At 51.7% G+C, this 13,732-nt stretch carries 13 protein-coding genes; 12 read left to right on the forward strand and 1 reads right to left on the reverse strand.

Annotation, left to right across the window (positions count from 1 at the left end; all coding sequences use genetic code 11):
* The first annotated feature begins 130 nt into the window (after positions 1–130).
* Together speA and truA are read left to right on the forward strand one after the other, a co-directional pair.
* On the forward strand, positions 131–2,029 hold the full coding sequence (speA, locus tag B5G10_RS01700) for a biosynthetic arginine decarboxylase (RefSeq protein ID WP_087423045.1): 1,899 nt from the start codon (positions 131–133) through the stop codon (positions 2,027–2,029).
* Positions 2,030–2,142: 113 nt separating this feature from the next.
* Positions 2,143–2,898, forward strand: a complete 756-nt coding sequence (truA, locus tag B5G10_RS01705; protein WP_087423046.1) for a tRNA pseudouridine(38-40) synthase TruA — start codon at positions 2,143–2,145, stop codon at positions 2,896–2,898.
* A gap of 111 nt (positions 2,899–3,009) precedes the next feature.
* Here the strand turns inward: truA and lgt are convergent, their stop codons facing one another.
* On the reverse strand, positions 3,010–3,852 hold the full coding sequence (lgt, locus tag B5G10_RS01710; RefSeq protein WP_087423047.1) for a prolipoprotein diacylglyceryl transferase: 843 nt from the start codon (positions 3,850–3,852) through the stop codon (positions 3,010–3,012).
* A gap of 124 nt (positions 3,853–3,976) precedes the next feature.
* Here lgt and B5G10_RS01715 point away from each other — a divergent pair, with 124 nt between their 5' ends.
* The 10 genes from B5G10_RS01715 (at position 3,977) to B5G10_RS01760 (ending at position 13,711) form a co-directional block, all read left to right on the forward strand.
* Positions 3,977–4,879, forward strand: coding sequence for a DMT family transporter (locus B5G10_RS01715; protein ID WP_087423048.1), 903 nt, complete (start codon positions 3,977–3,979; stop codon positions 4,877–4,879).
* A gap of 57 nt (positions 4,880–4,936) precedes the next feature.
* Complete coding sequence (locus B5G10_RS01720) at positions 4,937–5,572, forward strand: DUF3256 family protein (protein WP_087423049.1); 636 nt, start codon at positions 4,937–4,939, stop codon at positions 5,570–5,572.
* A gap of 317 nt (positions 5,573–5,889) precedes the next feature.
* Entirely contained in the window at positions 5,890–6,201 is a 312-nt protein-coding gene (locus B5G10_RS12765) for a helix-turn-helix transcriptional regulator (RefSeq protein WP_206396540.1), read from the forward strand.
* Between the two features lie 336 nt (positions 6,202–6,537).
* Positions 6,538–6,852, forward strand: a complete 315-nt coding sequence (locus B5G10_RS12770) for a helix-turn-helix transcriptional regulator (protein WP_206396541.1) — start codon at positions 6,538–6,540, stop codon at positions 6,850–6,852.
* A gap of 114 nt (positions 6,853–6,966) precedes the next feature.
* A complete protein-coding gene (locus tag B5G10_RS01735; protein ID WP_158098757.1) occupies positions 6,967–7,968 on the forward strand; it encodes a PD40 domain-containing protein in 1,002 nt (333 codons plus the stop codon).
* Positions 7,969–7,983: 15 nt separating this feature from the next.
* Positions 7,984–8,703 carry a hypothetical protein gene (locus tag B5G10_RS01740; protein ID WP_087423051.1) on the forward strand — a complete coding sequence of 240 codons (720 nt, stop codon included), beginning with the start codon at positions 7,984–7,986 and terminating at the stop codon, positions 8,701–8,703.
* A gap of 157 nt (positions 8,704–8,860) precedes the next feature.
* Positions 8,861–9,580 carry an outer membrane beta-barrel protein gene (locus tag B5G10_RS01745; RefSeq protein ID WP_087423052.1) on the forward strand — a complete coding sequence of 240 codons (720 nt, stop codon included), beginning with the start codon at positions 8,861–8,863 and terminating at the stop codon, positions 9,578–9,580.
* A gap of 183 nt (positions 9,581–9,763) precedes the next feature.
* On the forward strand, positions 9,764–10,795 hold the full coding sequence (locus B5G10_RS01750; RefSeq protein ID WP_087423053.1) for a hypothetical protein: 1,032 nt from the start codon (positions 9,764–9,766) through the stop codon (positions 10,793–10,795).
* Positions 10,796–10,810: 15 nt separating this feature from the next.
* Positions 10,811–11,707 carry a hypothetical protein gene (locus tag B5G10_RS01755; RefSeq protein ID WP_087423054.1) on the forward strand — a complete coding sequence of 299 codons (897 nt, stop codon included), beginning with the start codon at positions 10,811–10,813 and terminating at the stop codon, positions 11,705–11,707.
* A 90-nt stretch (positions 11,708–11,797) separates the two neighbouring features.
* Positions 11,798–13,711: a BACON domain-containing protein gene (locus B5G10_RS01760; protein WP_087423055.1), complete on the forward strand. Its 1,914-nt coding sequence runs from the start codon at positions 11,798–11,800 to the stop codon at positions 13,709–13,711.
* Positions 13,712–13,732 lie beyond the last annotated feature (21 nt).

Here is a 13,732-nt window from a genome sequence, read left to right on the forward strand (position 1 = left end):
ATCAAAGAGACTTCGGGCCGACGAGTTCTGCATTTTACGCCCCTTTCTGTTTTCTCTATTCAATTATTATCTGTACTTTTGCTCACTGTATATTTTTTATAATACCCATCATTCAATCTGTTTATAAAAAATGAGAAAATGGCGCATCGAAGACTCCGCCGAATTGTATAACATCAACGGTTGGGGCCTGAAATATTTTTCAATCAACGAAAAGGGTCACGTGGCAGTAACTCCTCGCGAGGGGAGCGCATCGGTCGATCTCAAGGAGTTGATGGACGAGCTGCAAGTGCGCGACGTATCCTCGCCGGTCTTGCTGCGTTTCCCCGATATTCTCGACAACCGCATCGAGAAGATTTCAAAATGTTTCCAACAGGCAGCCGACGAATATGGCTACACGGCCAAGAACTTTATCATCTACCCCATCAAGGTAAACCAGATGCGACCGGTGGTCGAGGAGATCGTGAGCCACGGCAAGAAATTCAACATCGGCCTCGAGGCCGGGTCGAAACCCGAGCTGCACGCCGTGCTGGCTATCAATACCGACGAGAACTCGCTCATTATCTGTAACGGATATAAGGACGAGAATTATATCGAGCTGGCTCTTTTGGCCCAGAAGATGGGTCGCCGCATCTTCCTCGTAGTCGAGAAGATGAACGAGCTGAAACTCATTGCCGACATTTCGAAACGACTGAAGATTCGCCCCAACATCGGCATCCGCATCAAGCTGGCCAGCTCGGGTAGCGGCAAGTGGGAAGAGAGCGGTGGCGACGGCAGCAAGTTCGGTCTCAACTCCAGCGAGCTGCTCGACGCACTCGATTTCCTGGAGAGAACCAAGATGTCCGACTGTCTCAAGCTCATTCACTTCCACATTGGCAGCCAGATTACCAAAATACGTCGCATCAAGAATGCACTGAAAGAAGCTTCGCAATTCTATGTTCAACTCCAGAACATGGGATTCAACGTCGAGTTTGTCGATATAGGCGGCGGCCTGGGTGTCGATTACGACGGCACCCGCTCCTCGTCGAGCGAGAGCAGCATGAACTACTCGATACAGGAGTATGTAAACGACTCGGTATCGGCACTGGTCGATGCCTGTGTAAAGAACGATCTGCCTCAACCCAACATCATCACCGAGTCGGGCCGCTCGCTCACCGCACACCACTCGGTACTGGTATTCGAGGTGCTCGAAACCACCTCGCTCCCCATCTGGGACGAGAAGGAGGAGTTGGGCGAAAACCCGCACGAACTGGTCGATGAACTCTACAAAATATGGGACAACATGAACCAGCCCCGCCTGCTCGAGTCGTGGCACGACGCCCTGCAGATTCGCGAGGAGGCTCTCGACCTCTTCGGGTTGGGACTGCTCGACCTGCGCACCCGGGCACAAATCGAACAACTGTTCTGGTCGGTAGCTCGCGAAGTAAACGAAATCGCATCGGACATGAAGCACGCCCCCGAAGAGTTGCGCAAGATTTCGAAGCTCTTGCCCGACAAATACTTCTGCAACTTCTCGCTCTTCCAATCGCTGCCCGACTCGTGGTCGATCGACCAGCTGTTCCCCATCATGCCCATCAGCCGGCTCGACGAACGGCCCGACCGCACCGCCACCATACAGGATATCACCTGCGACTCCGACGGCAAGATAAGCAACTTCATCTCGCCCCACGGCTCCAACTCACACCTGGCCGTACACGCCCTCAACAACAAGGAACCCTACTACATCGGTGTATTCCTGGTAGGTGCCTACCAGGAGATTCTGGGCGACATGCACAACCTCTTCGGCGATACCAACGCCGTGCATGTGAGCGTATATAAGGATCGCTACGAAATAGACCAGGTAATCGACGGCGAGACCGTGGCCGAGGTACTCGACTACGTGCAGTTCTCGCCCAAGAAACTGGTGCGCAGCGTAGAGACGTGGGTTACTTCGTCGATGAAAGCCGGAGTCATCACCCCCGAGGAGGGACGGGAATTCCTCTCGAACTACCGTTCGGGCCTCTACGGATATACTTATCTCGAAAACGATTAAACTCAACCCGATGGATTATCGGCCAGGAAGGAGCAACAGGAGAAGGGGAAATGCCCTTCGCGCCGCCACCCTCGATACCCGGCCGATAATCCATCTCTATTTTTAAACCCGCTATGCCACGCTATTTCATCTACCTCTCGTTCAACGGAGCCCGCTACCACGGTTGGCAAATTCAGCCCAACGGCATCACCGTACAGGCCGAACTCGAAAAGGCGTTGGCAACCCTGCTGCGACACGAGACGCCGGTCACCGGAGCCGGCCGCACCGATGCCGGAGTCAATGCCCGGCTCATGGTGGCCCACTTCGACACCCCGGCTCCGCTCGACAATCCTGCCGAGACGGCCGACCGACTCAACCGCATACTCCCCCCCGACATTGCCGTGTACGACATACGGTCCGTTACCGCCGAGGCTCACAGCCGGTTCGATGCCCTCAGCCGCACCTACAAATACTACCTCATCGACCACAAGTCGCCCTTCCTCGAAACCTTCGCCTGCCGCTACCGCGGCACGCTCGATTTCGACCGGATGAACGAGGCGGCCGAGCAACTGTACCGATACACCGATTTCACCAGCTTCAGCAAGCTGCATACCGACGTGAAGACCAACAACTGCCGGGTGACCTTCGCCCGCTGGGAACGCGAGGGTGAGCAACAGGTATTCACCATCACGGCCGACCGTTTCCTGCGCAACATGGTGCGCGCCATCGTGGGCACCCTGCTCGACGTGGGGCGCGGCAAACTCTCGGTCGAGGGTTTCTGCCGCATCATCGAACAGAAAGACCGTTGCGCCGCCGGCACCTCGGTACCCGGCAAGGCGCTGTTCCTGCACGACATCACCTACCCCGACGACCTGTTCCTGCCCCGGTAAACCTTTTGGCAATGTACGACACGTCACTCTTACCGGCCATCGGCGCAGAGAGCAACACCTGTATATTTATATATGTAATACGACAAAAGAGGAAGTTCCCCGTTACTCGATTCAGCGGCGAGAGGGAGAGTTCTCACCCTTGCGATTCCACCTCGTAATCACGAAGTAGAGTCCCAGCACCACAAACGGGATGCTCAACACCTGCCCCATGTCGATAGGCATGGCGTTCTCGAAATCGACCTGGCGCTCCTTGAGGAACTCGATGAAGAAGCGGAAGAGGAAGATGAGCGTGATACAGAGCCCGAAGTAGAAGCCCCGGCCGCAACGGTCGCGACGAAGCCACACAACCCACACCATCACCCCAAAGAAGAGGAAGTAGGCCAACGCCTCATAGAGCTGTGCCGGGTGACGCGGCATCATATCCACCCGCTCGAAAACAAAAGCCCAGGGCACATCGGTGGGCATACCTATGATTTCGGAGTTCATCAGGTTGGCCAACCGGATAAAGCCTGCAGCCACCGGCGCAGCCACACCCATCATATCGAGAATGTCGAGATAATGTATCTTGGTCTTGCGACAGAAGAGGGCCAGGGCAATAATCAGTCCCAACGTGCCCCCGTGGCTCGCCAGTCCCGCATAGCCGGTGAAGCGCCAGCCCCCGCCGGGCAAAGAGTGAATAGGCAAGATTATTTCGAGCGGATGGCTCAGGTAATACTCCGGCTCGTAAAAGAGGCAATGCCCCAACCTCGCCCCGATGAAAATACCCAGGAAACTATATATGAACAGGGTCTGGAACGTATCCAACGGAAGTCCCTTCAACTTATACAACTTATAAACCACCTGGCAACCCACCCAAATGGCAATAAGCCAGAAAATACTGTACCAGCGTATAGCGATACCCGCTACCGAAAAGAGCACCGGGTCGGGATTCCAATGAATGTAAAGCAACTCCATAATTCTATTCTCTATCGTGGCGCCATTGCCACAAACGGTACAAAGATAACACAATCTACATTTACACAGATGATACAAACAGAGAAAAGAATCGCTACCTTTGCACTCAAATAGGTAAAAAAAGATGTGGTTATCGCTTGCTTTTCTCTCGGCCTTCCTGTTAGGCTGCTACGAGGTATGTAAAAAAACGTCGCTCAACGGCAACGCCGTCATCCCCGTGTTGTTTCTCAACACCCTTTTCTGCAGTCTGCTGTTCTTGCCCTGCATCATACTCTCCTACGGGTTTCCCGATCTGATGCGCGACTCGATGTTCTACGTGCCCCCTTCGACCCTGCGCGAGCACCTCTACATCATCGGCAAGGCAGCGCTGGTGCTCACCTCGTGGACCTGCGCCTACTTTGCCACCAAGCACCTGCCCATCACCATAGCCGGCCCCATCAAGGCATCACAGCCGATACTCACCCTCATCGGGGCATTGCTCATCTTCGGCGAACGGCTCAACCTCTACCAGTGGGTGGGCGTGCTGCTGGCTATTGTCTCGTTCATCATGCTCTCCTTCTCGGGGCGGAAAGAGGGAATCAACTTTCGCCACAACCTGTGGATACTCTTCATCGTGCTGGCCACCATCACGGGAGCCGCCAGCGGGCTGTACGACAAATACCTCATGTCGCACGGCTTCGACCGCATGACCGTGCAGGTGTGGTACTCCTACTACCAGATGGCCATGATGGCCGTCGTACTGCTGCTTCTGTGGTATCCGCAGCGCAAACACACCACCCCGTTTGTGTGGAGACCCTCGATATTCTTCATCTCGCTCTTTCTTGTCTGTGCCGACTTTGTTTATTTCTACGCCCTCAGCTACCCCGACTCCATGATATCGATCGTCTCGATGGTGCGACGCAGCAGCGTAGTGGTAAGTTTCATCGCCGGAGCGCTCCTCTTCAAGGAGAAAAACATACGCAGCAAATCGTTCGACCTGGTGCTCGTGTTGTTGGGAATGTTCTTCCTTTACCTGGGCACGAAATAGCGGCGATGTTTCTTGCACCTGAAAAAGCTATTTACTATTTTTGTCCAAACGTTTGACATGAAACCAAGAAGAGTATTGTTCATAAGCGCCATCGTCACCGCCGGTGTGTTGCAGGCCATCGAGCCGGCAGCCCAATGGTTTGCCGCCATGCCCGACTCACTCGTGCCTACCATCGAGGTGAACCGGCGCAAAGACCTCATCGATCTCTTCCATGCCGGACAGAAGGCCCAGGTAGCCACACAGCTGGGGGGGCTGGCTCAAATGACACAGTTACAGGAAAACAGCCTGACCGTAGCCCTCTCGGAACAAAGCCAAATGGCCATGCACCTCTACACGACCCACAGCAACGACACTCTCGTTGTACTGGTCAACACGGTCTATGCCCCGGCCGGCGACAGCCGCATCCGTTTTTTCAACAGCCAGTGGCAGGAGTTGCCCGCATCGAAATACATCAGGCCATTGACCAAAGAGGCATTTTTCCTCTTTCCCGACAGCCTCACCAAAGCCCAGCGCGAAGAGATTATGCGCCCGGTTGACATCGAACTCGTCGAATACACCTTCGACACCGATGGTTCGATATGCGCCCGCCAGTCGTGGAAAGAGTATCTCGACAGCCAAGACTACAATCGGCTCAAGCCTTACCTGCGCGAGTCGATTACCCTTCGCTGGAACGGGAAAAACTTCAAAGACTAAACGACAAACCGTATATATCATAAAAAATTAAAAACAAGCAAAGGGGACAAGAAAAGTAAAAACTTGACATAAAAGAAAATAAGCGTTAGCTTCGTTCTCCGCCAATAGAAACTTCGCAACTTTCATACAAGCATAGAGAACCCAGTGACGAGTTGCCATGTAGATACATCTACGTGGGCTTGTTCTTGTTTGTATGCTTAGGCAATGCGAAGGCCTCTATTGGACAAACATTAGGCAAGACCACGTTTTTTTATTTCCCTCCCGGTGCCCAACCTCCCCGCAAAGAACAAAAGCCTGCGCTTGCAACTCAATGGATCATGAGGAACATACACATCGGACAAATCATTCACAAAAAATTCAAAGAGAGCGGACTTTCGGTCGCCGAGTTTGCCTCACGAATCAACCGCACGCGAGGTACCATCTATGACATCTTTTCCCGGAAGAGTATCGATACCGACCTGCTCATCATCATCTCAGATGTACTGCAATACGACTTCTTCCAGGAATACTATCAGCAAAAGGACCATCCCCAATCTCCCACCCAAATCTGCCACATCCATTTCAACGTCGAAGGCATCACCGACGCCAAGCTCCTGTGCCAATACCTGGCACCCTGCAAGAAAAAATAGAGCCGTATTTGTACAATAAATCCGGCAGTACTGTACAGTTATTCCTACACGCCTCACCCCCTTTGTTTTATTATTTTATATTTTATTTGTATAAAATACACTTAAACAAGACGTATAATGAACAAAAGATTTATTCTTGCAGGAGGAGGGGCCCTGTTCATATTTCTTTTTTCGCAATGTGTCACCATAGGTTCCTCCTTGCAGCCGATAACCTCTTCGCCTCAGGAATACGGGGCACCTTCTGAGGTCCTCGACAGCAACAATCAACAAACTATCGACAACACAGACATACTCAACAATCCCGGTTTATAGAGGCCGGTAATCTCCCCGAACGAGATGAGGAATATACACATCGGAAACATCATTCACGAAAGATTTAAAGAAAGCGGGCTATCGGTCACCGAGTTTGCTACACGAATCAACCGCACGCGAGGTACCGTCTATGACATCTTTTCCCGAAAGAGTATCGATACCGACCTGCTCATTACCATCTCGGACGTATTGCAGTATGACTTTTTCCAGGAATACTACCAGCAAGGGAGCCACCCCCAATCGCCTGCCCAAATCTGCCATATCCATCTCAACGTCGAAGGCATCACCGACGCCAAGCTTCTGTGTCAATACCTGGCGCTTTGCAAGAAGAAAAAATAGGCATATAGTACAATAATTCCGGCAGGTGTGTTCAGTTATTCCTGCACACCCCAACCTGCTTTATTTGCTCTTTTTATATTTCTTTGTGTAAAATACACTTAAAACAAGATGATAATGAATAAAAAGATTACCCTTGCCGGCATGGGTCTCCTACTCATCTGGCTCCTCTCGCAGTGTACAACCTCTCAAATAGTCTATTCAAACGTATCGGTTCCCGAAGAGGGCGGTATTCGCTTTGAGAAACTTACCGACGAGACTCGCGATAACGTCAGCGGTATATCTACCCGTAACGAATATGGCAAATTCGAATGGTGGGTCAACCCCAGCATTGCAGTTTCGCCCGACGGCCGCCGGTTTGCCTACCTCTCCTACAAAAACAAGCAAACCAATATCATGGTAGCCAGTGCCGAACGTGGCGGTAGCGGTGCCACCCAACGCACCTTCCGCAACTGGGTAACCGACCTCTCGTGGTCGCCCGACGGTTCGCAACTCTACTTCTCGGAACAGCGCAACAATACCAGCTCCATATACTGCATCAACGCCGATGCCGGAAGCGTGCTCAACCAGCTCACCTTCGGCAGCACCTACGATGCAGCGCCTTCGGCATCGCCCTATGACCCCGACCTCGTGTTCTTCTCGCGTAGAGACTACGGCTCATACAGCATCTGGAGCTACAACCGCAAGAACAATCTCTTTACCAACTACTCCACGGGCTGTACTCCCGAACCCTTAAAAGACGAGCCCAACACCTTCCTCTGCACCCGGTTCAACGACAAGGGCATCGGCGAAATCTGGAAAGTGAACTATCAAACCGGTATCGAGACCCTTATCCTCTCGCGTCAGGAACAGAGCTTCACCACACCGCGCATCTCGCCCGACGGCAAATGGATCGTGTGCATGGGCAACAGCTTCGACCCCAAGAACAAACGTGTCCAAAACCTCGACATCTTTGTAGTCCGCACCGACGGTACTCAGTTTACCCAACTCACCTTCCACCCGGGTAACGACGGTTGTCCCGTGTGGTCGCCCGACGGTCGCAGCATCTATTTCCTCTCCCAACGCGGCACGGCCAAAGGTCTGTTCAACGTATGGCGCATGAATTTCAACCTCCAATAAAACGAGACTACCAACATGAGAAAATCGATTCTTACCCTTGTGGTGTTCCTCATCGGCACCTTGGCGGCATCGGCTCAATGGAGTAGCGCCGGAGACGGAACAGGATACAACAACACCTCTGCAAACACGTCTAAACGAGTAATCGGGTTTTACCGGGTAGGAGGCTCGCTGTCGTTCAATACGCTCAGTGGTAATTACTTCGACAAGAACGCATCAGGAAAAGTCACGGGAGCTATCAACCTGGCCCGACTTGGATTTTTCCTCGGCAAGAATAGCCCCATCTACTTGGGCTTCGGTTGGGATCTTCCCTTCAAAGGATGGAAGGAAGAGGTGGAGATAAACGGCCGTACTTTCACGACCAACTACAACGGCGTAGGCTATCGCTTCCCGATCTTCGTTGGGTACCAATATCCCATTACCCAGGATTTCAAAGTATATGGGCATACCGGCCCCAGCTTCGATGTCGATTTTGGCTATTGGGGCAGCGTAGAATATGACGGAGAGAAAGAGGATATTTCCAGCGAGGATCTGGTTGACACTTTCAGGGTACTCAATGGCTCGTGGATGTTCAGCGCCGGCATTACCTATAAGAAACTCTATGTGGGTCTCGAATATGCCCTTCCCTTTAAAGATATATTTGACTACGAATATGTTGATGAAAGCATAAAAGGGAAAATAGGCACATTCAATATCTGCTTAGGGCTGAACTTCGATATCAAGGTCAAGAGAAAATAAAAGACTTCATACACTTTGTTTCGGGGGAAGGTTGACTCCACGCCACCAACGATTCTTTCCAGAGTTTATCTTCCCCCAAAACTTTTTTTACTTACAATCCCGGTAGAAGCAGAACATAAACCCGAATATATACACCACCACTAAAACACGTTCATCCATGAAAAAATCGATCCTTACCCTCATCATACTCTTCATCGGCTCGCTGTCGGCATCGGCCCAATGGAGTAGCGCAGGAAACGATACAGGGAATAGCACTACTTCCTACGGCAACAATAATAAACCCGCAGGGGGATTCATACGAGTAGGAGGAGCCGTCTCGTTCAATACCCTTGGCGGTTCATACTTCGAAGACCAAACCAACGTCTCGGGAAAAACAACCGGTATCATTTCGCTCTGTCAAGTAGGAGGCTATTTCGGGAAAAACAAGAACTTCTACGCAGGGTTAGGCGTGGAACTCCCCTTCAAAGGATGGAAAGAAGAGGTGGAGATAAACGGGAGAACAATGACAACCACTTATAATACCATGGGGTATCGTATCCCGATTTTTATCGGATACAACTATCGGTTCACCCCAAAGGTGAGTCTGTATGTGCAAACCGGAATCAACTTTGATTTTGATTTTGCCGGGTATTGGGGAACCATCGAATATAATGGAGAGAAACAAGATTTGAAAGACACTCTGCCCGACGAGTACTTCAATATCTTCAACAGCTCCTGGGCCGTACAAGCCGGTGTCGTACTCCACAAAATCCATTTGGGATTGAACTACTCATTGCCCTATACCGACATATTCAATCACAAACATGTAGCCGATGACATAAACGGCCGGTTAGGAGCCGTCAATCTTTACATAGGGCTGGCATTTGACCTCAAATAGGTCACACACGGAAGGAGGAAGTCGAATACCCGCACCACACAGGCTCGCGTATTCGAGCCCTCATATTCTATCGAGTAATCTGGAAACCAATCATATAGAGAAAGTTATTATCAACAAGAGGGGACTTCATAAAAAAGGGGGACTTTTTTGACGAAAACAAACCTTTAATATATATCTATTATCATGAAACACTTACGTATTACATCGTGGGCTGCCGGCTTGTTGGCCGTAGCCCTGTTGAGCGGATGTTCAAAAGAGCAGTCCGAAGTCACAATCGACGACATTCAAGGGAGAGCCACCATTGTAGGCAGCCTCTGCTACAGCCAAGGTCAAGACTTCAAGAACGGTCAGTTCCAGGAATTGCTGCAACCGGCTGCCGGAGTCAAAGTTGTTATCCAGGTGAGCAACGCTTCGCTCGACCCCAACGGTACGGCCAAGGGCTATACCCTCTATGAAGCAACAACCAACAACGAGGGTAAATACGGTATTGAAATACCGGTCGTAGAAGATACCCGCATCACCGTCAAACCGGCATCGTTCATGGGGACACGCACCCTCGTGAGCGGCTGGGAAAACAACGCCCCCGTAATGGAGACCGAGGAGGTTGTCTTCAGCATTGGCAATATAGCCTCTCAAACGGTTTCGCCCGGCGACATCGTTGTGAAAGACGACATGTACAGCTACACCCCGCGCACCTTTGCCGAGACCTTCAACGAGACCGAAGAGATTAAAGGCAAGATTGGTATTGGCAAACTGTATCGCCAGAACGACCAACGCTACTGGGATGTAAAATCAGGTATCAACGTAATCTTTACCGTGACCTACAATTACCAGGAGACGACGACCGGTGGACAATCGGCAAACATCGTTCGCAAGTTTGGTGCCACCACCGACAACAAAGGTGAGTTCTCGGTCTTCATCCCGGTAAGAGCCAAAGGCGAAACCCTGCAACGACTCACCGTCGAGCCGGTAAGCTTCTATGAAAGCGAGTTCAAGCACTTCGACAATGCCGGCGATACCGAATATCTCGCAGGCGTTTATGCTCCCGGTGGTGCCTACTCTGGAGTTTACTCCAACTATACATTCCCCATAATCGAGAATATCGAAAACCCCGTGTGCGCCACCATGATCTTTACCGAAGACAAAGAGGGCGGATATGACGACAGCTTCTCCTGGTCTTACGTATCGGAATGGGGAACCAAATCTTTTGAATAATAAAACCTCGCCCTTATGAAAAAACTGATAGCCATCATACTCTCGGTCTGCCTGTTCCCAGCCATGCTTGGGGCCGAAGAGAAAGAAAAGAAACAATATCTGCCCGAGGAAGGTGACTGGGCCTTGGGTATCGACGTCGTACCCGTTTTGAGATACATAGGCAATGCCTTTAACGGCACCAACGGGACCAACGAAATAACCCACGTGGGGGGCACCCCGTTTACCAGCGGGAACGCCCACTTCAGAGACCGGGGCCTCATGCCCGACGTGTCGATTATGGGTAAATACATGCTCACCGACGAGTGGGCCTTGCGGGCCAATATCGGTCTGATGATTTCGGCCGAAAACGAAAAAGCCTACTCGATCGACGACCAGGCCCTGCTCGCCAATCCGTTGAGCGAGGCCAAAGTCACCGACGGTGTCCGCCACGAACGCAACGGCGTGAGCATGATGCTGGGCGCCGAATACCGAAAAGGTTCCCGCCGCGTGCAAGGAGTATTTGGCGGTGGACTCCTCTTTGCGTTCCAAAACAACAAAGACACCTACTCGTGGGGCAATGCCTTTACCGAGATTAACCAGTCGCCCTCGTCCTACACCTTTGCCGGTATGCCCAACGTACCTGCCGGCTATCGTGTCTTGAAGCAAAACGGAACCGGCAGCGACGTCTATCTGGGTCTGACCGGTAGCGCCGGTATCGAGTGGTTCGTTGCACCCAAGATCGCTTTGGGCGCCGAGGTCAACCTGAGCCTCTACTACATCTTTGGCTCACAAACCTACGTCGAAAGCGAAGGCTACAACACCACCAGCGGAAAGATAGATACTCGCACCGATCTGCTCTCACCGGGCGACAACGGCATCTACTTCGGCACCGAAAGCCTGGGAGGCTCCCTGTACATGACGTTCTATTTCTAATATTTTCATTTCGTATCTGTCGAGGAGGGGGATTCCCTCCTCGACAGATACCTGTTTTACGGTTCTCTGAACCGCCGCCACACGCTATCCATGAAAACACTGTCACGACTTATTCTACTGACCCTCCTGACGCTGGCCTTTACAGGATGCGAAATCGAGGGAAACTTCTCACCGACTCTCAACTCGGCTCAAGATGGTAGCGAAACGCTCGAGGTGACTATCTATGGTGTAAAATCCGAGGAGCTCACATCGACCAGTCCCAGCTCCATACTCTATGTCAAGGATTACACCCTGGTAGGATTCTACTCTCCCGACCACCCCGAGCTGGAGACCATCGTCCTGTTTCACGAAGGCTCAAGCTCCTGCATGCTGCTCTCCATTACCAAAGACTCCTTTATCTGGTACGAGATGGATCCGGTCACCGGGACTCCCTCGAATCAAGTGATGGTGGCCACTCCCCAAACTCTGATGGTGGGTACTATGGACTGGACCACAGGGCAAATGCAGTCCGATGCCCAAATCGTGAGTCTGTCGTCCCTGCGACAGGCCATACAGCCACGAGACCGACAGGACCAGGAAGACGAGAAGATGTTCAAGGAGCTGATAATCAAAGACATTATAGATCCTCTCATTCAATATGCCAATAAAACCTCAAATATACTGAGCTTGTCATTTTTCCTTCCCGAAGGGTTTGATCTACCCGGGTTCGACTTCATTCCTCAAATACTGGAAGTAACCAAGATGAGAATCGAAGAGTCCATGGTTTTCGATGAGATGGAATTGAACGAAGTGCGAGAACAGCACAGAAGAGAGTTTAACGTCAATATGATATTCCGCACCATGACGGTGCCTCTATCGACTGCCGTATCGGCATTTCAACTGGGCTATGAGCATGCAACCGGGAAGGAACTGGAAACCGACGAGGAGATCGCCTATTGCTCCGATATGTTCTCAAGAGGCTCATTCAACAGCCAGAGTGCAATCGTGTGGGAGGAGCTACCCCAAAGCCAAGACTTCGAATTGAGCATTTCGGAGGCCTATGACATCGAGAGAACCAGTGCAAAGATAAACGGTTCGTACCGATATACAGGCTATGGCGGTGCCAACATCGTGCAGAAAGGTGTTATTCTAACCCGCCCCGGAAGCAACGACCGAAAAGTATTCACGGCATCGACCGAAGGCGACAACTGGTCACTCACCCTCTCCGATCTGGAAGAGGCCACCACCTACCATGCCCAGTCGTTCCTCACTTCGACTCGCGGCACCTATTACAGTGGTCGCACGGTATCCTTCACAACCAAGGGGCTGAAGCTGTCGCTATCGCCCTCGAGCGTTGAGTTCCCGGTCAAAGGAGGCTCCCGCGGAATCTATGTCGAGACTACCGAAAACGCCCAGTGGGAGGTAACGTCAAAGCCCTCGTGGTGTTCCATTCAACGAGACAATGCCCAATACAGTTTCTTCATCGACGCCAAGAAGAGTTCGCTGCAAGAGCCTCGCCACGGCACTGTCACGGTGCGCGCCACGATTACCTACCCCGACGGCACTCAAGAGAGTCTGGAACAGTCGGTAGCGGTATCTCAAGAGGGGAATAATGAGGTGATACCGAACTCGTCATTCTCCAACACCCAATGGAGTATCACGGGGACCATGACGACAACGATGTATGACAGCGATGCTGGCACGCATATCCAAACTGCAAACATCAACGACGTCTTTACATTTGGCGAAGTGACGCAAGAGAGTTTCTCTTTCCAGGAAGGCTTCTGGGATACCTTCTTCCAAGAAAACGGCAATTTTGCCCTGAAATCGAACACCGGCACCGAGCTATCGCTCATCTATACCAACAACGTTGCTGGAATACCCATGCAAGGTGAACTGACTTTCACCCGGGTGAGCGCCACCTCGATGAAGGGACATATGGATGTCTCGTGGTACCTCAACGGAAATGGATTCACCACATCCTGCTCGATGAACTTCGACTTCACCGGCATCTTGATCAGGTAGCGCAGTTGTTGCACACCCGAT

Origin of the sequence: Barnesiella sp. An55 (assembly GCF_002161555.1) — a bacterium.
GTDB classification, from domain to species: domain Bacteria; phylum Bacteroidota; class Bacteroidia; order Bacteroidales; family Barnesiellaceae; genus Barnesiella; species Barnesiella merdipullorum.

Excerpts from the sequence above, each read along its gene's own strand:
- B5G10_RS12770 (WP_206396541.1), top strand. The coding sequence starts at position 6,538 with ATGAGGAATATACACATCGGAAACATCATTCACGAAAGATTTAAAGAA.
- speA (WP_087423045.1), top strand. The coding sequence starts at position 131 with ATGAGAAAATGGCGCATCGAAGACTCCGCCGAATTGTATAACATCAAC.
- B5G10_RS01720 (WP_087423049.1), top strand. The coding sequence starts at position 4,937 with ATGAAACCAAGAAGAGTATTGTTCATAAGCGCCATCGTCACCGCCGGT.
- B5G10_RS01745 (WP_087423052.1), top strand. The coding sequence starts at position 8,861 with ATGAAAAAATCGATCCTTACCCTCATCATACTCTTCATCGGCTCGCTG.
- B5G10_RS01760 (WP_087423055.1), top strand. The coding sequence starts at position 11,798 with ATGAAAACACTGTCACGACTTATTCTACTGACCCTCCTGACGCTGGCC.
- B5G10_RS01735 (WP_158098757.1), top strand. The coding sequence starts at position 6,967 with ATGAATAAAAAGATTACCCTTGCCGGCATGGGTCTCCTACTCATCTGG.
- truA (WP_087423046.1), top strand. The coding sequence starts at position 2,143 with ATGCCACGCTATTTCATCTACCTCTCGTTCAACGGAGCCCGCTACCAC.
- B5G10_RS01755 (WP_087423054.1), top strand. The coding sequence starts at position 10,811 with ATGAAAAAACTGATAGCCATCATACTCTCGGTCTGCCTGTTCCCAGCC.
- B5G10_RS01750 (WP_087423053.1), top strand. The coding sequence starts at position 9,764 with ATGAAACACTTACGTATTACATCGTGGGCTGCCGGCTTGTTGGCCGTA.
- B5G10_RS01715 (WP_087423048.1), top strand. The coding sequence starts at position 3,977 with ATGTGGTTATCGCTTGCTTTTCTCTCGGCCTTCCTGTTAGGCTGCTAC.
- B5G10_RS12765 (WP_206396540.1), top strand. The coding sequence starts at position 5,890 with ATGAGGAACATACACATCGGACAAATCATTCACAAAAAATTCAAAGAG.
- B5G10_RS01740 (WP_087423051.1), top strand. The coding sequence starts at position 7,984 with ATGAGAAAATCGATTCTTACCCTTGTGGTGTTCCTCATCGGCACCTTG.
- lgt (WP_087423047.1), bottom strand. The coding sequence starts at position 3,852 with ATGGAGTTGCTTTACATTCATTGGAATCCCGACCCGGTGCTCTTTTCG.